Annotated in this window: 18 protein-coding genes; 9 read left to right on the top strand and 9 right to left on the bottom strand. The window is 73.5% G+C overall.

All coding sequences use genetic code 11. The features are described from left to right. Window positions 1-30 precede the first annotated feature (30 nt). A complete protein-coding gene (locus BS73_RS23840; protein ID WP_084704305.1) occupies window positions 31-603 on the top strand; it encodes a GtrA family protein in 573 nt (190 codons plus the stop codon). A gap of 41 nt (window positions 604-644) precedes the next feature. On the opposite strand, the gene BS73_RS23835 is transcribed toward BS73_RS23840, so the two are convergent. Together BS73_RS23835 and BS73_RS23830 are read right to left on the bottom strand one after the other, a co-directional pair. Further along, the gene (locus BS73_RS23835) at window positions 645-1,889 is read right to left on the bottom strand and encodes an ATP-binding protein (protein WP_037575708.1); all 1,245 of its coding nucleotides are present in this window, start codon (window positions 1,887-1,889) and stop codon (window positions 645-647) included. 115 nt (window positions 1,890-2,004) lie between these two features. Further along, entirely contained in the window at window positions 2,005-2,679 is a 675-nt protein-coding gene (locus BS73_RS23830; RefSeq protein WP_037575706.1) for a response regulator transcription factor, read from the bottom strand. Window positions 2,680-2,799: 120 nt separating this feature from the next. On the opposite strand from BS73_RS23830, the gene BS73_RS23825 reads away from it, so the two are divergent. Both BS73_RS23825 and BS73_RS23820 read left to right on the top strand, forming a co-directional pair. Beyond that, complete coding sequence (locus BS73_RS23825) at window positions 2,800-4,305, top strand: peptide MFS transporter (RefSeq protein ID WP_037575704.1); 1,506 nt, start codon at window positions 2,800-2,802, stop codon at window positions 4,303-4,305. A gap of 543 nt (window positions 4,306-4,848) precedes the next feature. Then, the gene (locus BS73_RS23820; RefSeq protein WP_037575701.1) at window positions 4,849-6,366 is read left to right on the top strand and encodes a peptide MFS transporter; all 1,518 of its coding nucleotides are present in this window, start codon (window positions 4,849-4,851) and stop codon (window positions 6,364-6,366) included. A gap of 1,722 nt (window positions 6,367-8,088) precedes the next feature. Here the strand turns inward: BS73_RS23820 and BS73_RS23815 are convergent. From BS73_RS23815 to BS73_RS23805, 3 genes are all read right to left on the bottom strand, one after another. Beyond that, window positions 8,089-8,856 carry an LPXTG cell wall anchor domain-containing protein gene (locus BS73_RS23815; protein WP_037575699.1) on the bottom strand — a complete coding sequence of 256 codons (768 nt, stop codon included), beginning with the start codon at window positions 8,854-8,856 and terminating at the stop codon, window positions 8,089-8,091. Window positions 8,857-9,216: 360 nt separating this feature from the next. Beyond that, on the bottom strand, window positions 9,217-9,588 hold the full coding sequence (locus tag BS73_RS23810; RefSeq protein WP_407675046.1) for an ATP-binding protein: 372 nt from the start codon (window positions 9,586-9,588) through the stop codon (window positions 9,217-9,219). A gap of 196 nt (window positions 9,589-9,784) precedes the next feature. After that, window positions 9,785-10,180 (bottom strand): STAS domain-containing protein, encoded by a 396-nt coding sequence (locus BS73_RS23805; protein WP_037575697.1) that lies wholly within the window; start codon window positions 10,178-10,180, stop codon window positions 9,785-9,787. Between the two features lie 246 nt (window positions 10,181-10,426). On the opposite strand from BS73_RS23805, the gene BS73_RS23800 reads away from it, so the two are divergent. Then, entirely contained in the window at window positions 10,427-11,353 is a 927-nt protein-coding gene (locus tag BS73_RS23800) for an RNA polymerase sigma factor SigF (protein WP_037575692.1), read from the top strand. A 69-nt stretch (window positions 11,354-11,422) separates the two neighbouring features. Here BS73_RS23800 and BS73_RS23795 read toward each other — a convergent pair whose 3' ends face one another. The 4 genes from BS73_RS23795 to BS73_RS23780 are packed head-to-tail and all read right to left on the bottom strand — an operon-like array spanning window position 11,423 to window position 15,013. Continuing rightward, on the bottom strand, window positions 11,423-12,082 hold the full coding sequence (locus BS73_RS23795; protein WP_037580815.1) for a response regulator transcription factor: 660 nt from the start codon (window positions 12,080-12,082) through the stop codon (window positions 11,423-11,425). Further along, entirely contained in the window at window positions 12,079-13,245 is a 1,167-nt protein-coding gene (locus BS73_RS23790; RefSeq protein WP_051940381.1) for a sensor histidine kinase, read from the bottom strand. Before BS73_RS23790 ends, BS73_RS23795 begins: the two co-directional genes overlap by 4 nt. 20 nt (window positions 13,246-13,265) lie before the next feature. Continuing rightward, window positions 13,266-14,021, bottom strand: coding sequence for an ABC transporter permease (locus BS73_RS23785; RefSeq protein WP_037575690.1), 756 nt, complete (start codon window positions 14,019-14,021; stop codon window positions 13,266-13,268). Window positions 14,022-14,080: 59 nt separating this feature from the next. After that, on the bottom strand, window positions 14,081-15,013 hold the full coding sequence (locus BS73_RS23780) for an ABC transporter ATP-binding protein (RefSeq protein ID WP_084704304.1): 933 nt from the start codon (window positions 15,011-15,013) through the stop codon (window positions 14,081-14,083). A 217-nt stretch (window positions 15,014-15,230) separates the two neighbouring features. Between BS73_RS23780 and BS73_RS23775 the strand changes: the two genes are divergently transcribed. The 5 genes from BS73_RS23775 (at window position 15,231) to BS73_RS23755 (ending at window position 21,532) form a co-directional block, all read left to right on the top strand. Next, window positions 15,231-16,394 carry a LamG domain-containing protein gene (locus tag BS73_RS23775; protein ID WP_037575688.1) on the top strand — a complete coding sequence of 388 codons (1,164 nt, stop codon included), beginning with the start codon at window positions 15,231-15,233 and terminating at the stop codon, window positions 16,392-16,394. A 236-nt stretch (window positions 16,395-16,630) separates the two neighbouring features. Then, a complete protein-coding gene (locus BS73_RS23770; RefSeq protein ID WP_084704303.1) occupies window positions 16,631-17,368 on the top strand; it encodes a glycosyltransferase family 2 protein in 738 nt (245 codons plus the stop codon). Further along, window positions 17,365-17,922, top strand: coding sequence for a hypothetical protein (locus tag BS73_RS38335; RefSeq protein ID WP_037575686.1), 558 nt, complete (start codon window positions 17,365-17,367; stop codon window positions 17,920-17,922). The genes BS73_RS23770 and BS73_RS38335 overlap by 4 nt, the downstream gene beginning before the upstream one ends. Next, window positions 17,922-19,091: a glycosyltransferase family 4 protein gene (locus BS73_RS23760; RefSeq protein ID WP_051940377.1), complete on the top strand. Its 1,170-nt coding sequence runs from the start codon at window positions 17,922-17,924 to the stop codon at window positions 19,089-19,091. The genes BS73_RS38335 and BS73_RS23760 overlap by 1 nt, the downstream gene beginning before the upstream one ends. Next, window positions 19,088-21,532: a hypothetical protein gene (locus BS73_RS23755; RefSeq protein WP_037575676.1), complete on the top strand. Its 2,445-nt coding sequence runs from the start codon at window positions 19,088-19,090 to the stop codon at window positions 21,530-21,532. Before BS73_RS23760 ends, BS73_RS23755 begins: the two co-directional genes overlap by 4 nt.

Below are 21,532 nucleotides of genomic sequence, written 5' to 3'. Positions count from 1 at the left end.
GAGTTTCGACCTATGAGGGAGACCCGACCCATGTCCCGTGGGAAGCACACCGGCCCGCGCGCCTCCGACGGCGCCGTCTCCCGGCTGCTCGGGCCGCTGGCGCGGGTCTACCGGGAGGTCGCCAAGTTCGGCGTGGTGGGCCTGCTGGGCGTGCTGGTGAACCTGATCGCCTTCACGATCCTCCAGCGGGCGATGCAGCCGGTCCGGGCGGGCGTGCTGGCCACGGCGATCGCCATCGTCTTCAACTACGTCGGCTACCGGTACTGGGTCTACCGGCACTCGGACAAGAAGTCCCGCTCCCGGGAGATCACCCTCTTCCTGGTGTTCAGCCTGATCGGCCTGGTCATCGAGAACGGTGTGCTGTACGTCTCGGTCTACGGGCTGGGGCTGAACACCAGCCTTGAGCAGATCATCGCCAAGAACGTGGTCGGCCTGGGCCTGGGCACGATCTTCCGGTTCTGGTCCTACCGCACCTGGGTGTTTCGTGCGCTCCCGACCACGCAGGTGACCGACGAGGCGGAGGCGATCCTCGCGTCCGCCGAGGCCCAGCAGCCGCCGCGGCCGAAGCAGCAGCCCCGCCGCGCCCCGGCCAAGCGCCGCTAGGACCGGTCTTCACCCCCCCGGCAGGCCCTGGCCGCCGGCCCCTAGCAGTCGTCGCCTCGGCGGAGGAAGAGGGAGAAGACGGCCGGGCGCTGGGAGACCAGCTCCAGGCGGCCGCCGTCGGCCTCGGCGAGGTCCCGGGCCACCGCCAGGCCGATGCCGGTGGAGTTGTGACCGGAGACCGTCCGCTCGAAGACCCGAGCGCCGAGCTCGGGATCGACGCCCTCGCCCTCGTCCTGGACCTCCAGGACCACCGAGGTGTCCCGCACCCGGGTGCGGATGGTGACCGCCCCGTCCCCGTGCATCAGGGTGTTCTCGATCAGCGCGGCCAGCACCTGGGCCACCGCGCCGGGCGTGCCGACGGCGGTCTGCCCGGGCGGGCCCTCGATGTGCAGCGGGCGGCCGGAGCGCTGCAGCGCCGGACGCCACTCCTCGGTCTGCTGCTTGATCACCTCGTCCACCTCGAAGGTCACCGCCGAGGCGTTGCGCGGCTCCCGGCTGCTGGTCAGCAGCCGCTGGACGACGTCGGTGAGGCGCTCCACCTGCCCGAGGGCGATCGTCGCCTCCTCCTTGACGGTGTCGTGGTCGTCGGTCTCGATGATCTCCTCAAGCCGCATGGAGAGCGCGGTCAGCGGCGTGCGCAGCTGGTGGGAGGCGTCGGCGGCGAGCCGGCGCTCGGCGGTCAGCATCCGGGCGATCCGCTCCGCGCTGCCGTCCAGCACCTCGGCGATCCGGTCCAACTCCGGTACGCCGTAACGCCGGTCGCGCGGGCGGGGGTCGCCCGAGCCGAGCCGCTCGGCGGTCTCGGCGAGGTCGGTGAGCGGGCGGGCGAGCCGCCGGGCCTGCCACACCCCGAGGGCCACCGCGGCCGCGATGGCGAGGAGGGCGACCCCGGCGAGGAGCAGCAGGGTGTCCCTGATGTCCCGGTTGAGGTTGGTGCGCGGCTGCTCGACGGTGACCGTCTCGCCGTGGGCGCCGGTCTCGGTGACGCTGAGGACGTCGCCGCCGGGCTTGTCGCCCATCGCGATCGGGGCCTGGCCGGGCACGCTGACCACGGCGTAGCGGGCGGCGGTCTCGTCCTGGAGCCCCTTCAGGGCCTCCGGTTCGATCGGCTCGCCGGCCGCCACCCGGTTCTCCACCACGCCGACCAGGTGGAGGGCCTCGGCGGAGACCTGCTCGCGGGCCGCGTTCTCGATGCTCCGGGTCTCCACCACGCCGAGCGGGACGCAGAAGACCGCGACCACCACCAGGACGACCGCCAGGGTGGAGTTGATCATCCGCCGCTTCACGGCCGTGCCCCGATCGCCGCCGCGGTCGCCGCCGCGGTCGCCGTCCCGGTCATCGCCGCGGTCGCCTTTTCGGTCGCTGCTCCGATCGCCGCCCCGATCGCCATCCCCGGGGGCCTCAGCCCTTCTCGAAGCGGAAGCCGACACCGCGCACGGTGGTGATGTACCGCGGGCTGGCGGCGTCGTCGCCGAGCTTCTTGCGGAGCCAGGAGATGTGCATGTCCAGCGTCTTGGTCGAGGTCCACCAGGTGGTGTCCCAGACCTGGCGCATGATCTGCTCCCGGGTGACCACCCGCCCGGCGTCCCGCACCAGCACCCGCAGCAGCTCGAACTCCTTCGCGGAGAGCTGGAGTTCCTCCTCGCCGAGCCAGGCCCGGTGGGACTCCACGTCGATCTTCACCCCGTGGGCGCCGGTGGTCAGGTCCACCGTGCCGCGGCGGAGCAGCGCCCGGACCCGGGCCAGGAGTTCGGCCAGCCGAAAGGGCTTGGTGACGTAGTCGTCGGCGCCCGCGTCCAGCCCGACGACGGTGTCCACCTCGTCCGCCCGGGCGGTCAGCACCAGCACCGGGAAGCCGTGGCCGTCCGCCCGCAGCCGGCGGCAGACCTCGAGTCCGTCCATGCCGGGAAGCCCGAGGTCGAGGACGATCAGGTCGACGTTCCCGCCCTCGAGGGCGGTGTCCAGCGCGGCGTTGCCGTCCTCGCGCACCACCACGTCGTAGCCCTCCCTGCGCAGCGCGCGGGCCAGGGGCTCCGAGATGGCGATGTCGTCCTCGGCGAGCAGAACTCGGGTCATGTGCCGATCGTAGTGCGCGAACCCCGACGCGCGGGGCGCCGAACGGCGTACGTCGGCGAGCTCGTGACGGTGTGATCACTTAGCGTCAGCAGCTACGGACGACTGTGCGGAGGCGCGGGGATGACGCAGGATCAGCCGGCGAACCTGGAGGCCGGAGTGCCCCCCGAGGAGAACAGGGGGTTCTTCGGACACCCGCGCGGCCTCGCCACCCTGTTCGGCACGGAGATGTGGGAGCGCTTCAGCTTCTACGGGATGCGCGCCCTGCTGGTCCTCTATCTCGCCACCCCGACCGCGGACGGCGGGCTCGGCTATTCGGCGATCACCGCGACCGGGATCTACGCCGTCTACAACTCGCTGGTGTACCTGCTGGCGCTGCCCGGCGGCTGGATCGCGGACCGGCTGTGGGGCGCCCGCCGGACGGTGGGGGTCGCCGCCGCGATCATCATGATCGGGCACTTCCTGCTGGCCGTTCCGGTCACCGCGACCTTCTTCGTCGGGCTGGTCTTCATCGCGGTCGGCTCGGGCCTGCTGAAGGCCAACATCTCGACCATGGTCGGGCAGCTCTACCACGACCCGCGGGACCCCCGCCGGGACGGCGGCTTCACCATCTTCTACATGGGCATCAACATCGGTGCCTTCGCCGCCCCGTACGCCATCGGCACGCTCGGGCAGAACGTCAACTTCCACGCGGGGTTCGGGCTCGCCGGGTTCGGGATGCTGCTCGGCCTCGGCTGGTACCTGTGGGGCGGGCGGCATCTCAGTCCGGAGAGCAGCCTGGTGCCGTCGCCGCTGAGCGCGGAGGAGAAGCGCGCCATCCTGCGGAAGATCGGCATCGGCGTCGCCGTGGTGGTGGTCTTCTACCTGATCGTGGTGCTCACCGGCGCCTGGACGCTGAACTGGGCCACCGTGCCGCTGACCGTCATCGGCCTGGTCTTCCCGGCCTGGACGCTCTACCGGATCCGCGCCGACCGGGAGCTGAGCGGCGACGAGCGGAAGAAGATGACCGGCTACATCTGGTTCTTCGTGGCCGCCGCGGTCTTCTGGATGATCTACGACCAGGGCGGCTCGACGCTGAACCTGTTCGCCAACGACCGGACCAACACCTCGATCGCGGGCTGGCACTTCCCGTCCAGCTGGTTCCAGTCGGTCAACCCGCTCTACATCATCATCCTGGCCCCGGTCTTCGCCTCGATGTGGCAGGCGCTGGCGCGACGCGGCAAGGAGCCGACCACCACCGTGAAGTTCGCGATGGGCCTGCTGCTGGTCGGCGTCTCCTTCGTGGTCTTCTACTGCGCGCTGGCGGTGCTCTCGGAGGGCGAGAAGGCCAGCCCGCTGTGGCTGGCGGCGATCTTCCTGATCCAGACGATCGGCGAGCTGTGCCTCTCCCCGGTGGGCCTCTCGGTGACGACCAAGCTGGCGCCGGAGAAGTACGCCTCGCAGATGATGGGCGTCTGGTTCCTGGCGGTCACCGCGGGCGACTGCGTGACGTCCCTGGCCACGACCTTCGGCGCGAACCTGAACAGCAGGCCGGTGGTGCTGGTGGAGGCGGTGGCCGCGCTGGTGGCGGGCGTGGCGTTCCTGGGGGCGCGGAGGCGGATCGCGCCGCTGCTGGGCAACGTCCGGTGAGGTCTCCCCGGGGCCCTTCCCGGCCCGCGGTCGCGCGCTGAGGGGACGTCGACAGGGGCGCGGGCCGGCGGGTTCCGGCCCGGCGCCGGCCGCGGGCGGTCGCCCGCGCGATTGCCCGCGCGATTGCCCGCGCCCCTGACCGGCCTCCGGGCCGTCACGGGGCGGTGGAGGTTCCGTCGGGACGCTGTGATCCCGACCACAGAGGGCATGGCGAGCGGAGCGGGCGGGCAGCGGAGGATTGTTGGCCAGGGCAAGGAACCGCGTGGAGATCCTGGTTTTTGATCTACGTTTCCCAGGATATTCTGCCGGGCGAAGGCTGATTCGAAAGTGGTCGACGCTTTCACCCTTTTGTCACGAACGCCCGATGTGACCTGGATAACCCTCCATTTCGGCCCATGGTGCGACGTACAGTGACCTGACCCCGTGAGAACAACCCCGGGGCACCCCCCTGTCGACGAGGACCGGGGCCATGGTGCGCCGGTGGTCTCCACGGATGCGCGCGACCGAACGGCCGCCGCACCCGCAGAGGAAAAAGGAACGACTATGCCGCCCATCCAGACGGAGGCCGCCCAGGCGGCCGCCGCCCAGAGTCCGGCGCCCAGTGGCAGGACCTTCTTCGGTCACCCGCGCGGCCTCGCCACGCTCTTCGCCACCGAGATGTGGGAGCGCTTCAGCTTCTACGGCATGCGCGCCCTGCTGGTGCTCTACCTGGTGGCCCCGGCCTCCCAGGGCGGTCTCGGCTTCAGTGCCGCGACCGGCGCCGCGATCTACTCGATCTACAACGCGATGGTCTACCTGCTGGCGCTGCCCGGCGGTTGGCTCTCGGACCGCTTCTGGGGCCCGCGCAAGACCGTGGGGATCGCCGCGGCCGTCATCATGATCGGCCACTTCCTGCTGGCCCTGCCGGTGGAGTTCTCCTTCTTCATCGGCCTCGGCTTCATCGCCGTCGGCTCCGGCCTGCTGAAGGCCAACATCTCGACGATGGTCGGCCACCTCTACCCGGACCGGAACGACCCGCGCCGGGACGGCGGCTTCACCATCTTCTACATGGGCATCAACCTGGGTGCCTTCGCCGCGCCGCTGGTCATCGGCACCGTCGGACAGAACGTCAACTGGCACTTCGGCTTCGCGCTGGCCGGTGTCGGCATGGCGCTCGGCCTGATCCAGTACCTCCTCGGCGGCAAGCACCTGTCGCAGGAGAGCAGCCGGGTCACCGCGCCGATGGGGGCCGCGGAGAAGGCCTCGATGGCGAAGAAGTCCGCGTTCTGGGCCGCCCTCGCCGTCGTCTTCTACGGCATCGTCGCCGTCACCGGGCACCTGAGCTCGAACTGGATCATCTGGTCGCTGACCGTGGCCGGCCTGGCCATCCCGATCCTGTGCTTCCTGCGGATCCGCCGGGACAAGGAGCTGTCCACCGACGAGAAGAAGAAGGTCAGCGGATACATCTGGCTGTTCGTCGCGGCCGCGCTGTTCTGGATGATCTACGACCAGTCGGGCTCGACGCTGAACCTGTTCGCGACGAACAACACCGCGAACTCGCTGCTCGGCTTCGACTTCCCGTCGTCCTGGTTCCAGTCCGAGAACCCGCTGTTCATCATGGCGCTCGGGCCGGTCATCGCCTGGCTGTGGGTGTGGCTGGCGAAGCGCCAGAAGAACCCCAGCACGCTGGTGAAGTTCTCGATGGGCCTGCTCGGCATCGGCATCTCGTTCGGCATCATGATGATGGCGCAGGCCGCGGCCTCGGGCGGCGAGAAGGTCACCCCGCTGTGGCTGACCATCGTCTACCTGGTCCAGACGGTGGCGGAGCTCTGCCTCTCCCCCGTCGGCCTGTCGGTGACCACCAAGATGGCGCCGCAGAAGTACGCCTCGCAGATGATGGGCCTGTGGTTCCTCGCGGTGACGGCGGGCGACTGCGTGGCGGCGGTGCTGCAGCAGTCGCTGGGCGACTCGTTCCTCAGCCAGACCTCGTTCGCGATCCAGGGCGCGGTCTGCGCGCTGGCCGGCGTCGCGGTCTGGATGTTCCGCCGCTCGGTGTCCAAGAACATGGGCGACGTCCACTAGCAGCCGTCCCCCGACCGCTCGACGACGAGCACGGCGCCGCTCCCCGCGCGGGGGGCGGCGCCTTCGCCGTTCCGGCCACCCGGCCGCCCGCCCGCCGTCAGCGGCGGGGCTCCCCCCGAGCGGCCCGCTGCGACCACGCCTGCGCCTCGTCGGCGGCGGGGGGTTGCGGCGGGCCGCCTTCCGGCGGGAACGGACGGGTGGGGGCCTCGGTGGAGGCGGGGGGAGCGGCGGCAGGCTGAGGCCCGGCGGCGGCCGGAGGCGCGGCGGCAGGCGGCGCATCGGTGGTGCCGGCGGGCGGCTGAGGCGGAGGGGATGACACCGGCGGCAGGACGCCGGCCGGCGGGAACGGACGCGTGGGGGCCTCGGTGGAGGCGGGGGCCCGGCGGCGGCAGGAGGCTGAGGTGGACGGGGCGGGACCGGCGGCGGGCCGCCGGCCGGCGGGAAGGGACGGGTGAGCGCCTCATCGGAGGCGGCGGCCGGCGCGGCGGCGGCGCCGGTAGGAGGCTGGGACGGAGGGGGCGGGACCGGCGGCGAGGCGCCGGCCGGTGGGGACGGACGGGTGGGGGTCTCGCCGGAGGCGGTGCGGCCGGCGGCGGCCGGAGGCGCTGTGTCGGGGGCCAGGCGGTACGCGAGGCGGTGGCGGAGGTCGGGGCGGGGGCGGCGGCGGTGGGTGGGTCGGGTGGACTTGGCGGGCTCGGCGGTGGGGGGCGCCTGGCGGGGGCGTACCCGGTCGACGACGGCGATGCCGATCCGGTAGAGGGCCAGCGCGGCGACCACCGCCAGCAGGATCCAGAACAGCGGGATCCCCCAGGAGCGCGGCAGGTCGAGGTCCTGCTCGGTCAGGGTCCGCTGCTGGTACTGGAGTTGGACCTGGTAGGGCCCGTGCGCCCCGGTGGGGAAGTTGACCGGTACGTCGATCTCCTGCTTGGCGCCCGGCGCGAGCGTGCCGGTCCACTGGAAGGACTGCCAGTCGGGCGCGAAGACCGAGTGGGTGATCCCCAGCCGGAAGACCGGGTTGCTCACCGGGCGGGTGCCCTGGTTGGCGAGGATGACGGTGAGGCTGCGGTCGGCCGGCGCGCCGAACCAGTTGAGCAGGCCGCTGCGGCCCTGGAGGTCCGCGCTCAGCGGGGTCAGCGCGCCCAGCCCGGCGGGCAGCGCGGCGGTGGGCGCCCCCCGCACGGTGATCGGGGTGGCGACACTGGTCTGCGCACCGGCCACCTCGGTCACCTGGATCACGCAGGGGCAGGGCTTGGGCGGCTTGGTGACCGGCAGCCTGAGGTGGAAGGAGCCGCCCGCGTCGGTGGTGGGCGCGCGCCCGTGGTCGTTGTCGCAGGCGGTGGAGCCGCCGAGGGCCTCCTGTCCGCAGAGGAGCACGGTCAGCAGGGCGTGCGCGGGCCAGCCGGTGCCGGAGACGGTGGTGGTGCCGCCCGGGTCCGCGCTGTCCGGGGCGGCGGTGACGGCCGGGGCGGTGTCGGCGCGGGCGGGAGTGGCGCCGGCCAGCTGTCCGCCCAGGGTGGCGACCGCCCCCAGCGCGACCGCCAGGAGGCAGCCGAGCAGCAGCGGCGCCAGGCGGGCGAACGGCCCCGGACGGCCAAACCGCGCCAGGCGGGCGGGCAGCCCCGGGCGGGCGGGCGGCCGCGATGGTGGCGGGGGCCCGGAGACCGCGGGCGCCGCCGCTGCCGTCGCCCGCCGGGGGCCGGGGGCGGAACGCATCGGCATCCGTCAGCTCCGGGTGGAGCGGCGGCGGTTGAGCACCAGCCCGCCGCCCACACCGACCAGCAGCACGGTGCCGCCGAGGAGCCCGAAGGCCACCGCGTTGTCGGAGGGGCCGGTCTGCGGCAGGGTGCCGGAGGCGGTGCCGCCGGAGCCCGTGGAGGTTCCCGAGCCGGCACCCGCGCCCGAGCCGCTGCCGCCGCCGCTGCCGGCCCCGCCGGTCCCGCCGCCGCTGCCGCCGGTGCTGCCGCCGCCACCGCCGCCCGCGGTCGCCCCGGTGACGTCCAGGGTCAGTGCCGGCTGTGGCTTGGTGGCGGGCGTGCAGGTGGTGGTGGTCCCCAGGGCGCTGATGGTGAGCACGCCGGGGGTGAACGTCACCTGGCCGTTGTGGTGGGGGGCGTAGGTCCCCGACAGATCGTTGATCTTGATCGGGGTGTTCGCGGGTATCGCCGCCGAGTTGGGCGGACCGGAGACCTTGACCGTGCCGCTGTCCGCCCCGCCGACCTCGATCACGGCACTGGGGTGCATGGCCCCCGGGCCCAGCTCGATCGGACTGGACGAGACGCCCTTGGCGAAGGACATCGTCAGCTTGTACGAGGAGCCGGACTTGGTGTCGGTGATGGAGATGTCGGAGACCGCCGACTTGTTTCCGATGGGCGTCTTGCACTGGTAGTTCACCGGCACGGTGGACGCCGCGTGTGCGGACGCCATGGGCACGCCGACCAGGGCAGCAGCGGTCGCGGCGAGCACCGCGGCAAGTCGGGTTCGCGCGGCCATAGGGATCGCCCTCCTCAATCTGATGGTTCGTCAGATGTGTTCAGACCGAGGAAGATACGCCAAGCCGCGCCAAGGGGGAACAGTTGTGGAAGGACTGGTCGGGCGCAGCTTACTGATCAGTCAGATTCAGCCCGGGGGCAGCGCGCGGGATCAGCGGCCGCCGAAAGGTTTGCCATCTCTCCCCGCGGCTGCCGCAGCCTGCGCACATACGGTCCGCCATCCGGACGGTCCTCGCCCCACGGACGGACGGCACCACAGAGGGAAGGCGTCGCGGACGGACGGGACCGCGGACGGACAACGCCGCGCAGGGCCCGCGCCGCGGGTCGGCCCGCCGGGCCGCCCCGCCCCGAGGCGGCTCGCTCAGGCGGAGGCGCCCGGCAGCGCGACCTCGACCCAGACGGTCTTTCCGTCCGCCTGCTGGTCCACTCCCCATCCCCGGCCGAGCCGGGCGACGATGTGCAGGCCGTGCCCACCGGGCCGGCTGCCGACATGCGGACTGCGAGCCTCCGGCAATGCGCTCGCGGCGTCCGCCACCTCGATCCGGAGCCGCTCCCCGGCCCAGCGCAGCCGCAGCTCACGCGGGCCGCCGGCGTGCAGGCAGGCGTTGGTGACCAGCTCGGACACCAGCAGCAGCACGTCCTCGGCCACGGCCAGGCGCTCCTGGTCGGCGGCCGGGATCCAGCCCCAGTCCAACAGCGCGCCCCGGGTGAAGTCCCGGCACCGCGCCACCACACCGCGCGTCCCGCTGAGCGCGAGACGGCGGACCTGTCCGCCTGCGGGGACGCCCGGACGCGTACCCCGCGGTCGGATGGTGTTCAACGCGCATTCACCCCCAGCCGCAGGTCGATCAGGACGATCCCTGCCCACCGATCGCCCGCCCAATACTCCCATCGCGGAATCGCCTGCCGACATCCGGTCCGGCGACCGGTCAGCCGGTCTCGGCGTCGGGCGCGACGGCTTCCGCGAGGGTGTCGTGGACCACGAAGACCGCCCGGGCTCCCGTGATCTCCATCACCCGGGCCACCATCGGGCGGAGCGCGGCGAGATGCACCCGCCGGCCCTGCTCCTCGGCGCGCAGCCGGGCGGAGAGGAGGACGTTGAGTCCGGTCGAATCGCAGAAGAGGAGTCCGCCGCAGTCGACGACCACTCTGACCCCTTCGACGGACAGCGCGCGATCGAGTTCGGCACGCAGCAGATCCGCCGTGTCCTGGTCCAGTTCGCCGATCGGAGCCACCACGACAGCGCCCTCGGCCCGCTCGGAGGCGACCGTGAGACGCGGCTCGGTGCCCTTGCGGCCCGGCATCCCGGCGAGCCCCTGGTCCACTCTTGACCTCCCGACGATGACCGGACGTTTTCTCCCTGGAGCCTATGCGCTCAGCGTCAAAATCGAAAGCGATGAAATTCCGAAATATCGGACATAGCGCCCCAACTGTCCGTCACGTTCCGTTCGATGGCGGGTTTGCATCCCGCTCCCCAAAAAGGGTAGGCAGGAAAGGAGCCACGTCCGTACATCATCACGGCCGGTGCCTTGGAAGCCGTTCAAGTCACCGCAAACCGAGGGAGGAAGAACATGGCTGCCCAGCTCGACGTCACGACCGGCCAGCCGGCGCCGTCGAAGGGCGACCCAGCGACCGGTTTCAGCGGCCCCACCGCCGTCGACCTCGGTGACCCGCTCCGGCCTGCGACCCTCGACGACCTGCCCGAGATCCCTCCGGCGGAGAGCGTCGACCCCCTCGACTCGCGAGCGCTGTCCAAGACGCTGTTCGCCCGACTCACCACGCTGGACGAGGGCACCCACGAATACGCCTACGTCCGCAACACGCTCATCGAGCTGAACCTGGCGCTGGTGAAGTTCGCCGCGGCCAGGTTCCGGTCGCGCAGCGAGCCGATGGAAGACATCATCCAGGTCGGCACGATCGGCCTGATCAAGGCCATCGACCGTTTCGAACCCGATCGCGAGGTCGAGTTCCCGACCTTCGCCATGCCGACCATCGTCGGCGAGATCAAGCGCTTCTTCCGGGACACCAGCTGGGCGGTGCGGGTACCGCGCCGGCTGCAGGAGCTCCGGCTCGACCTGGCCAAGGCGACCGACCGGCTGCAGCAGCAGCTGGACCGCTCGCCGACGGTCGCCGAGCTGGCCGCCCACCTGGGCCTTGAGGAGCAGGAGGTGGTCGAGGGGATGGCGGCGAGCAACGCGTACACCGCCAGCTCGCTGGACGCCGCCGGCACCGAGGAGGACGACGTCGAGTCCTCGCTGGCCGACCGGATCGGCGTGGAGGACGAGGGGCTGGAGGGGATCGAGAACCTGGAGTCCCTCAAGCCGCTGATCGCGCAGCTGCCCGAGCGCTCGCGGCGGATCCTCTCGCTCCGCTTCGTCGGCGGCCTGACCCAGAGTCAGATCGGCGAGGAGCTGGGGATCTCCCAGATGCACGTCTCCCGCATCCTCGCCCGCACCCTGGCCCGGCTGCGCGCGGGGCTGCTGTCCGACGAGGGCTGAGGCCCGCGCGGTACCCGCAGAGGGCCGAGGCCCCGCGCGGGTACCGCGGCCGGGCTCCGGGCTCCGGGCTCAGACCAGGTCGGACTCGTAGGCGAAGACGACCAGTTGGGCCCGGTCCCGGGCGGAGAGCTTGGTCATCGTGTGGGAGACGTGGGTCTTCGCGGTGGCAGGGCTGATGAAGAGGCGCGTCGCGATCTCGTCGTTGCTGAGGCCGCGGGCCACCAGGACGAGGACCTCGCGTTCGCGCTCGGTGAGGGAGTCCAGGCCCGGCCGCGCCCCCGCGCCGGCCGCGGCGCCGCCGCCCCGCCGGGTGTACTCCGCGATCAGCCGGCGGGTCACCCTCGGCGCCAGCAGCGCCTCCCCCGCCGCGACCACCCGCACCGCCCGCCGCAGCTCGTCCGGCTCCAGGTCCTTGAGGAGGAAACCGGAGGCTCCGGCGTGCAGCGCCCGGTGGACGTACTCGTCCAGCTCGTAGGTGGTGATCACCAGCACCCGGGTCCCGGCCAGCGCGGGGTCGGCCACGATCCGGGCCGTCGCCTCGATGCCGTCCAGGACCGGCATCCGGACGTCCATCAGCACCACGTCCGGCCGCAGCCGGCGGACCGCCTCGACCGCCTCCCGGCCGTCCGAGGCCTCGCCCACCACCTCGACGTCCTCGGCGCGCTCGAGCAGCGCCCGGAATCCCGCCCGGACCAGCGCCTGGTCGTCGGCGAGCAGTACCCGGATCATCGGCGCTCCCACGGCAGTTCGGCGGTCACCCGGAAACCGGTCTCCGGGTGGGGGCGCGGGCCCGCCTGGACGCTACCGCCCAGTGCCTCCGCGCGCTCGCGCATCCCGAGGAGACCGAACCCCGGCGCGTCCGCCGGGGGGCGGCCGTCCGGCCCCGCGCCGTCGTCCACCACCTCCACGACCAGCGCGGCCGGCAGCGCGCGCACCCGGACCCGCGCCCGCTCGGCGGAGCGCGCGTGCCGGAGCGCGTTGGTCAGCGCCTCCTGGACCAGCCGGTACGCGGTGAGCTGAAGGAGCGCGGGCGCCTCCGCCGCGCCCCGGTCCACGGCCAGCTCGACCGCCAGCCCGCTGTCCCGGACCTGCGCGGCCAGCTCCGGGAGCTGCCCGAGGCCGGGCTGCGGCCGCGGCTGCGTCCCCGGTGCGTCCCCCGCCCGCCCGCGGAGGAGGTCGAGCGCCGCCCGCAGCTCCGGCATCGCCTGCTTCGCCGAGCCGCGCACCACCCGCATCGCCTCCCGGGCGGCCGGGGCGTCCCCGCCGTCCAGCGCGTCCAGGGCCACCCCGCTCTGCACGGCCACCACCGAGATGGTGTGCGCCAGCACGTCGTGGAGCTCGCGGGCGATCCGCAGCCGCTCCTCGGCCAGCCGCCGGCCGAGCCGCTCCTCGGCGGCCGCGGCCTCCTCGCGCACCCGCGCCTCGTGCTCGGCCCGGCGCCGACGGGCGGACTCGCCGACCACCGCCGTGGCCGCGTAGCAGAGCGCGGGCATCGACACGTCCAGCGCGTACCACGGCAGCGGGTGCGGCGGCAGCGACAGGGCCGTCCAGACCGCCGCCGCCACCGCCAGTCCGTACCAGAGCCCGCGCGGGCCGCCGTACACCGGCAGCGCGTAGATCGCGACGAAGAGCAGCACCGCGGGCGCGAGCCCGGGATAGCCGGCCAGGTGGTAGCCGAGGACGCAGAGGAGGCAGGCCAGCGCCGCCGGGCCGGGCCGGCTGCGGCGAAGCGGCAGCGCCGCTCCCCCGGCCAGGGTCAGCAGGTAGGCGCCCGGCGGCCACGGCACGCTTCGGGCGGTGTAGTGCAGCTCCAGCCACACGCCCAGGCAGCCGAAGGCCGTCACCGAACCGACCAGGGTCCATTCGGCGACGGCCCGTTGACGGTCCGTCATGGCGTCAGCGTACGGGCGGGTCACGACGCCGCCGAGACCCGGCGCGGCCGGTGGCGGTAGGCGAGGGCGGCGAGAAGGCCGAGCCCGGCCGTCCAGGCCGCCAGCACCCCGGCGTCCAGCGCGGTCGGCGGGTGGCCGGCGGCGATCCGCCAGCCCAGGTCGGCCAGCCGGTAGGTCGGCAGCGCGCTCGCCACATGGACGAAGGAGGACGGCAGCCGGGCCGGCGGCACCCACAGGCCGCCCATCGCGGACATCGCCATGTACAGCCCGTAGCTCAGCGGGAAGGCCGCGTCGGCTCCCACCAGGTAGCCGATCGCCACGCCGAGGACCGCGAACGGCAGGCTGCCCAGCCACATCGCGCCGAGGACGGCGACCCACTCGGCGGCGCTCAGCCGGACGCCCTTCACCACCGCGGCGGTCGCGCAGACCAGCCCGATCGCGGGGAGCGCCACGGCCATGCCGGCGGCCAGCTTGGCGGTCATCACCTGACGGGCCGTCACCGGCATCGCGCGCAGCTGCTCCAGCCAGCCGCCGGTGCGCTCCTGGGCGATCCGCGGGCCGGTCGCGGAGAGGGCGCCCCAGACCGCGCCGTACGCGGCCATCGCGACCATGATCTCCACGGTGCCCTTGAGGGCGCCGGGGCGGGCCGGGTCCTCGCCGCCGAAGAGGGTGGCGAAGAGGAGGTAGAAGCCGATCGGGGCGAGCAGCGCGAGCGCGAGGTAGCGGGGGTCGCGCAGCATCCGGAGGCTTTCCAGGCGGAGCTGGTAGGCGGTCATGGCGGGTCCTCGGTTCCGGGTCTCGGCGGTCAGGCCGGGACGGTCAGGCGAGCAAGCGGTCAGGCGGAGGAGGCGGTCAGGCGGAGGAAGGAGTCGTCCAGGCTCGGCGGGGCGACGGTGAGCTCCCGCCAGGGCGCCGCGCTGCCGGCCAGGGCGCGTACCGCGTCGTCGGGGGCGGCGGTGGTGACGGTGACGCGCTCGCCCTCGCGGGTCACGCCGGCGCCGGCCGGCAGCGGCGGGAGCTCGGCGCCGGCCGGGAGCCGGAAGCGGAGGGTCGCGGCGCCGGCGACGGCCCGGATCCGGGCCGGGGTGCCGTCGGCGACGATCCGGCCGCGGGCCATCACGACCACCCGGTCGGCGTTCTCCTCGACCTCGTCCAGGTAGTGGGTGGCGAAGACGATGGTCCGGCCGGAGGCGGCGTAGCGGCGCATCGCGGTCCAGAACTCGCGGCGGCCCTGCACGTCCATCGCCCGGGTCGGCTCGTCGAGCAGCAGGATCTCCGGGTCGGCGACGGCGACCAGCGCGAAGCGGACCCGCTGCGCCTGCCCGCCGGAGAGGCGGTCCACCCGGCGACGGGCCACGGCGGTGAGGCCGGCCAGTTCCAGGGCGGCGGGGGTGCTGAGCGGGTGGGGGTAGAACCGCCTTGCCAGCTCGACGAGTTCGGCGACGGTGACGCCGGGCATCAGACCGCTGTCCTGGAGCATGGCGGCGATGGCGCCGCGGGCGACGGCGCGGTGCGGGGTGTCCCCGGCGACGGTGACCCGGCCGGCGTCCGGGGCGAGGAGGCCGGTGAGGAGCGCGACGGTGGTGGACTTGCCGGCGCCGTTCGGGCCGAGGAGGGCGAGGGTCTCGCCGCGGCGGACGCGGAGGTCGAGGGCGTCCACGGCGGTGTGCGCGCCGTAGCTCTTGCGCACGCCGTCGAGCGCGATCGCGGTGTCCGGGCGGGGGGCCGTGGTCGCGGCCTGCGTCTGCGCCTGCTTCTGCGTCTGCATGCTTCGAGCCTGGCCCGGAGACGCCGTCGGCGCGTCGGCCGTCGGTTGCGTTCCGCCTACCACAGCGGATGTAGCCCGCGAGGAAACGCGTGCGGAAGCCCACAGGCCCCCTCGCCTGCGCCTGCGGCGCCGCGGACGGGCGGCGGGGCACGGGAAAGGGGGGATTCAGGTGTCCACCAGGTGCAGAAGAAGAGCATGGATGTTCTAGCATCCGAGCATGAATGACGGTACGGAGGGCCCGGACAGGGCCGAGTCCCCGGGCCAGGAGCCGACGCGCCTCCGGCCAGCACCACTCGATCCCCGCGCCGCCGGGCAGCCGCAGGCGCAGCAGATACCCGCCGAGGACGAGGAGTTCGAGCTCCCTCCGCCGTCCGCACTCCCCCCGCAGGCGCCGCAGTCACCGCAGGCGCCGCAGCCCGTGCCCGCGCAGTGGGCGCCCCTCCCGCAGCAGACGTTCGCCCCGGCGCAGCCGGCGTCCTCCGAGCCGGACTGGGCCGCGCTCGCCGAGGAGAACGAGTCCCGGGTACGCCGTCGGCGGCGGCTCCGCTGGGCCTCGATCATCGGCGTGGCCTGCCTGTTGGGCGCCGGCGCCGGCTGGCTGGGGGTGAACGGCCTCGGCGGCGGCGGGGCGAAGCATCCGCACGCCGGGCCGACCCCGTCCGCCTCGGCCCGCACCTCGGCCTCGCCCACGGGGGCGCCGAACGACTCCCCGACCGTCCCCGGCCAGCCGAACCTGCTGCGCGACAGCTCCGGGGACGCCCCGCTGGCGATGGGCCCGGACGCGCAGGTCAGCAAGGTCCCCAACGGCTATGTGATCAGCCTGAAGAACGACGGCATCTCCTATGCCCAGTCGGCCGACCAGATCGTCGACGTCACCAAGAGCTTCACCGTCTCGGCCTGGGTCTACAACCAGCAGCCCGGCGGCTCGCGTTCGGCGATCAGCGAGGGCGACGGCGCCTCCTACCTGTTCGACCTCGGCCGCGAGGACTCCGGCGGCCACCAGTACTGGTCCTTCCGCGTGCAGTCCGGGAAGGGCGGCGCGGACAGCACCAGCCACGCCGTCCACGCCCCCGCCGGAGCGCCGACCACCAACACCTGGGCGCTGCTCACCGGAACGTACGACGCGGCCAAGCACACCATCGGGCTGTATGTGAACGGCAAGCCGGCCGGCGCCGCCAAGGTGCCCGGCATCTGGGCCGGTCCGGGCCCGCTGCAGCTCGGCCGGGACCGCAAGCACGGCATCTGGAACGACGCCTGGGCCGGGGTCATCGGCCATATCCAGGTCTGGAACCAGTCGCTGACCCCCTCTCAGGTGGCGACCCTGATGCAGGGCGGCGCGGGGCTGAAGGCCAACCCGGTGGCCTCCTGGCTGGTGGGCTGAGCACGGGGTCCGGCCGGTCCGCCGGGCGGGCCGGACCCCTCACCGCGGCTGTCGGTCTCGGTCATGCGTGCGTTACGACATGGTCACGGGAGTCACATTCCGTGCAGTCCGTGCCCTAAAGTTGCACATACCCCGTCGGTGTCAGAACGCGTGCCCTTCACCAGCACGCGAGTTCGCAACGCCCGCGGGACACAGGGGCTGGGCGGAGCCGGCGGTTGACAGCGGGGGATTCTTCGGTGGGCACACTTTCCATAGTCATCCCTGCGCTCAACGAGGCGCCCAACATCCCCACCGTCCTCGGTTCCGTGCCGTACCTCGAACTCGCCGACGCCGGCTGGGACACCGAGGTGATCGTGGTGGACAACGGCTCCACCGACGGGACCGCGGAGGTCGCCCGGGACCTGGGCGCCCGGATCGTCGCCCAGCCCGAACGCGGCTACGGCAACGCCTATCTGGCCGGGTTCCGCGCCGCCTGCGGCGAGGTGTTCGCCACCGGCGACGCCGACTGCACCTACCCCTTCGACGCCCTCCCCGGCCTGCTGAGCACCCTCGTCGAGCAGGACGTCGAGTTCCTGACCACCAACCGGTTGCAGCACGCCAACCGCTCGGCGATGCGGACCACCCACCGGGTCGCCAACCACGCGCTCAGCGCCCTGAGCCGCCTCCTCTTCCGCAACGGCCTGCGGGACTCGCAGTCCGGGATGTGGCTTCTGCGCAGCCACGTCTGGCAGGGGATCCGGGTCCGCTCCACCGGGATGGCCTTCTCCCAGGAGATAAAGAACGCCGCCACCACGGCCGGCTACCGCTTCCTGGAGGTCCCGATCGAATACCGCATCCGGGGCGGCGAGGTGAAGCTGGACGCGCTGCCGGACGGTCTCGCCAACCTGCGCCAACTGCTGTCCCACCGCTTCGGCCTGGGCGTCTATGCTGCGGAGCCGGAACTGCCGGTCGAGCAGCAGTACGAGGCGGTATGACCGAGAGGCGGACCGAGGCGGCGAGCGAGGACCCCGAGCAGGACGACCCGGGCGGCGAAGCCCGGCCCACGGGCGCTCGGCACAAGGCGCGGCGGGAGCGGGCCTTCGGGGCCGGGGCGCGGGTCGGCGCCAGGGTCTCCGCCGGCGTGGCCGGCCTGGCCGTGCTGCTCGCGGCCGGGGTACTGCTCTGGACGCTGCAGCCGGTGCGCACCGTGATGCTGCAGTCCTTCACCCGGATCCCGCAGTCCTTCACCGAGCTCTACTTCACCACCAGCCCGGTCTTCGACGGGGACACCGTGATCGTCCCGGTCTCGCTGAACGCCCACGGCACCGGCGTCCGCACCTACCGGCTCCGCGTCACCCTCGACTCGGACGGCGGGAAGGCCCTCGCCGCCACCACCCTCGTCCTCCACCCCCGGGACGGGGTCGCCACCCGGTCGGTCACCCGCCTGCGCTCCGCCGGCTCGGTCGCCGACGTGCGGGTCGCCCTCCTCGGCCACCCGCAGCGCCTGCGCTACAGCTTCGGCACCACCCGGACGGCCGCGGGCAGTTGATGCGCACCATCGTTCAGGTCTCCCCGTACTACCCGCCCCGGCTGGGCGGGCTGGAGCGCGTGGCGGCGAACCTCTCCGAGCGGCTCGCCGAGCGGCACGAGGTGCGGGTGCTGACCACGGCCCTCGGCCCGGAACGGGCCTCAGGCCCGGACGGAAGCGCGGCCGCAGGCCCGGCCGGAAGCCCGGCCTCCGGCCCGGACGCTGCCGCCGACGGCGGGCCCTCGCTCTCCGTACGCCGCTACCGCGCGGCGGAGTTGGCGCACACCCCCGTCTCGCCCGGCCTCGCCCTCGCCCTGCTGCGCGTCCCCCGGAACGCCGTGCTCCACCTCCACTGCGCCCACGCCCTGCTGCCGGAGCTGGTCGCGCTCAGCGCCCGGCTCCGCGGCCGGCGCTACGTGGTCCACTTCCACCTCGACGTGGACGCCTCCGGCCCGCTGGGCCGGCTGCTGCCGCTCTACAAGCGGCAGGTCCTGGGCCGGGTGCTGCGCTCGGCGGCGGCCGTGATCGCGCTGACCCCCGACCAGGCCGGCTTCCTCCGCACCGAGTACCGGCTGCCCCGGGAGCGGGTCTTCGTGGTGCCGAACGGGGTCGGGGAGGCCTGGTTCCGTCCCGTGCCCGAGACGCCGCCGGAGGCGGACGGGCGGCCGCTGCGGCTGCTCTTCGTCGGGCGCCTCGGCGTCCAGAAGAACGTGGGGCGGCTGCTGGACGCGATGAGCCGGCTGAGCCGGCCGGCCCGGCTGCGGATCGTCGGCGACGGCGAGCTGCGCGGCGCGCTGGAGGCGCGGGCCGCCCGGTTGGGGCTCGGCGGCGAGGCCGTCCGCTTCGCCGGCGAGCTCCACGGCGAGGAGCTGGTCGCCGCCTACGCCTCCTCGGACGCCTTCGTGCTGCCCTCCGACCGGGAGGGGATGCCGCTGGCCGCCCTGGAGGCGATGGCCTCCGCGCTGCCCGTGCTGGCCACGGACGTGCCGGGGAACCGCGAACTCCTGGACGGCGTAGGCCTGCTGGTTCCCCCGGACCCGGCCGCACTGGCGGCGGGGATCGACCGGCTGGCCGGTGACCCCGGGCTGCGGTGGCGGCTGGCCGCCGCGGGCGCCCGGGCGGCACGCGCCCGCAGCTGGGCGTCGGTCGCCGAGCAGGTGGAACGGGTGTACGCGGAGGCCGGACTGTGAGCGCCGACCACCGGGCCGCCGAGCAGGCGGCCGAGCAGGCGGCGGAGCAGCCGATCGAGGACGCAGCCGAGCAGCGGACCGCACAGGCGACCGAACAGCCGACAGCACAGCCGTCCGGGCGACCGCCCGGCCGCCGGCTGCCGTCGTTCCTCCAGGGGCGCAACGCGGTGCTGCTGAGCATCGCCCTGGCCTGCGCGGTGGAGATGCTCCCCGGCGTTCCGGGGGTGCCGCTGACCCTGGCCGGACTCTGGCTGATGTTCGGCGCGCCGGTGGCGGTGTGGCGCGGGACGGCCTCCCGGGTGGTGTCCTCCAGGGACGGCAACCTGCTGGTGGCCGCCGGTCTCGCGGTCGTCACCGATATCCTGGTCGCCCTCGCCGTCAACACCGTGCTGCCGCTTCTCGGCCAGCACCATCCGCTCACCCGGATCCCGCTCGCCGGCGCCACCGCCCTCGTCCTGATCGCCGTCGGCACCTTCGTCCCCGAGGAGCCCCGCGAGCAGCGGACCGGCGGCCCGGGCCGTCGCCGTCGCCACCGCCGCCGGCCCGGGCTCGCGGCTGTCCTCGGCCTCGGGGCGGCGGCGCTGGTGCTCTCCGTGGCCGGTCCGGTGCGGCTCAACAACGGCCTGGGCGGGACGGTCAGCACGGTCGCCCTGGTCGCCGTGGGCGCGCTGCTGGTGCTGCTGCTCGCCCGCCGGCGGCGGTGGTCCATACCGGTGCTGGAGACCGGGCTGTTCCTGGCCTCGGCGGCGCTGCTGCTGCTCAACTCGCTGCGCGGGTGGTACGTCACCGGCCACGACATCCAGTGGGAGTACGAGTTCTTCCGCCTCACCCTGGGCGGCTCGCTCTGGGACGTCCACAGCTACCCCAACGCGTACAACGCCTGCCTGAGCATCACCATCCTGCCGGTGAGCGTGGTGCGGATGACCGGCATCCCGGACGTCTACGTCTTCAAGGCCGTACTGCCGCTGCTCTTCGCGCTGGTCCCGGTCCAGGTCTTCCGCTCGGTGCACAACGTGGCCCCGCGGATGGTGGCGCTGCTGTCGGCGGTCTACTTCGTCGTCTTCCCGACCTTCTTCACCGACATGACCTTCCTCGGCCGCCAGGAGGTGGCGTTCCTGCTGCTGGGCGGGGTCGCGGTGATGCTGACCGACTCCGGGCGGCCGCTGCGGGCCCGCCGCGCGGTGACCGCCGTGCTGATGGTCGGCATGGTGCTGTCCCACTACTCGACGACCTACGTGGTGGTGGCGACCTTCGGGATCGCCTTCGCCGTCCACCTCCTGCTGCGCCTCAAGGACCGCGTCCGGCGCCGGGAGCGCCCGGCCAGGGCCGGCGGGCCCCCGCTGGTCACCTGGTGGCTGGTGCTGCTGCCGGCGGTGCTGGCCCTGGTGTGGGCCGGGCCGGTCACCCACACCAGCGGCGAGCTGCGGCAGACGGTCACCGGGGCGGTGCACGAGCTGCTCCACCCCGGGCAGGCGCATTCCGGCTCCTCGGACACCTCGTACAGCCTCTTCGGCGGCGGTTCCACCAGCCCCGCCCAGCGTCTCGCCGAGTACCGCGCGGAGACCCTGCGCGAGCGGGCGGCGCTGCCGCCGTCCGCGGACCTGGTGCCGCTGAAGACGGCCGACGCCGTGCGGGTGACGGCCGTGCGCACGCCGAACCAGCCGCTGACCGCCCTCGGCCGGCTGCTCGGCTCGACCGGGCTGAGCGTCACCGGGCTGAACGGCGTGCTGCGCACGGGCGCCGCCGCACTCCTCCAACTGCTGCTGCTGGTCGGCTTCGTGGTCGCGGTGCGCGGCAGACGCAGCGCCTTCCGGCCGACCCGCGACCAGATCGCGCTGGCGGTCGGCGCCGCCGGACTGATCGGCCTGCTGGTGCTGCTGCCCCAGCTCTCGGTGGACTACAGCCTGCTGCGGGCCTTCCAGCAGGGCCTGTTCTTCTTCGCGCCGTTCATGGCCGCGGCCACCCTCTGGGCGCTCCGCTGGGCGCGGCGGCGGACCGCTCCGCTGGTCTGCGTGCTGGTGGCGGCGCTCTTCCTGGACCTCACCGGGGTGCTGCCCAAGGCCCTCGGCGGCTACCCGGCGCAGCTGCAGCTGAGCGACTCCGGGCAGTACTACGACGTCTACTACCCCGACCTGGCCGAGCGGGAGGCTGCGTACTGGCTCTCCCAGCGGACCTCGGCCACCTCGCCGAGGCTGCTGCAGACCGACGAGTTCACCTTCGCCCGGCTGCAGACGCTGATCACCGGGCCCGCGGTGGGCGGGCTCTACCCGACGCTGCTGCGCGAGGACACCACCGTGCTCCTCGGCAGGACCGCCGTCCAGCAGGGCCGGATCAGCGTCTTCTACCAGGGCGACCTGATCACCTTCACCCTGCCGGCCGGGCTGCTGGACGCGACCAAGAACAAGGTCTACAGCAGCGAGGGAGCAGAGATCTACCAGTGA

The organism is Phaeacidiphilus oryzae TH49 (assembly GCF_000744815.1).
In the GTDB taxonomy this organism is placed as follows: domain Bacteria; phylum Actinomycetota; class Actinomycetes; order Streptomycetales; family Streptomycetaceae; genus Phaeacidiphilus; species Phaeacidiphilus oryzae.
The sequence above is the reverse complement of the archived record's forward strand: the minus strand, read 5'-3'. Positions and strand labels throughout refer to the sequence as shown.

Excerpts from the sequence above, each read along its gene's own strand:
- BS73_RS23800 (WP_037575692.1), top strand. The coding sequence starts at position 10,427 with ATGGCTGCCCAGCTCGACGTCACGACCGGCCAGCCGGCGCCGTCGAAG.
- BS73_RS23840 (WP_084704305.1), top strand. The coding sequence starts at position 31 with ATGTCCCGTGGGAAGCACACCGGCCCGCGCGCCTCCGACGGCGCCGTC.
- BS73_RS38335 (WP_037575686.1), top strand. The coding sequence starts at position 17,365 with ATGACCGAGAGGCGGACCGAGGCGGCGAGCGAGGACCCCGAGCAGGAC.
- BS73_RS23775 (WP_037575688.1), top strand. The coding sequence starts at position 15,231 with ATGAATGACGGTACGGAGGGCCCGGACAGGGCCGAGTCCCCGGGCCAG.
- BS73_RS23780 (WP_084704304.1), bottom strand. The coding sequence starts at position 15,013 with ATGCAGACGCAGAAGCAGGCGCAGACGCAGGCCGCGACCACGGCCCCC.
- BS73_RS23785 (WP_037575690.1), bottom strand. The coding sequence starts at position 14,021 with ATGACCGCCTACCAGCTCCGCCTGGAAAGCCTCCGGATGCTGCGCGAC.
- BS73_RS23825 (WP_037575704.1), top strand. The coding sequence starts at position 2,800 with ATGACGCAGGATCAGCCGGCGAACCTGGAGGCCGGAGTGCCCCCCGAG.
- BS73_RS23760 (WP_051940377.1), top strand. The coding sequence starts at position 17,922 with ATGCGCACCATCGTTCAGGTCTCCCCGTACTACCCGCCCCGGCTGGGC.
- BS73_RS23795 (WP_037580815.1), bottom strand. The coding sequence starts at position 12,082 with ATGATCCGGGTACTGCTCGCCGACGACCAGGCGCTGGTCCGGGCGGGA.
- BS73_RS23790 (WP_051940381.1), bottom strand. The coding sequence starts at position 13,245 with ATGACGGACCGTCAACGGGCCGTCGCCGAATGGACCCTGGTCGGTTCG.
- BS73_RS23820 (WP_037575701.1), top strand. The coding sequence starts at position 4,849 with ATGCCGCCCATCCAGACGGAGGCCGCCCAGGCGGCCGCCGCCCAGAGT.
- BS73_RS23830 (WP_037575706.1), bottom strand. The coding sequence starts at position 2,679 with ATGACCCGAGTTCTGCTCGCCGAGGACGACATCGCCATCTCGGAGCCC.
- BS73_RS23815 (WP_037575699.1), bottom strand. The coding sequence starts at position 8,856 with ATGGCCGCGCGAACCCGACTTGCCGCGGTGCTCGCCGCGACCGCTGCT.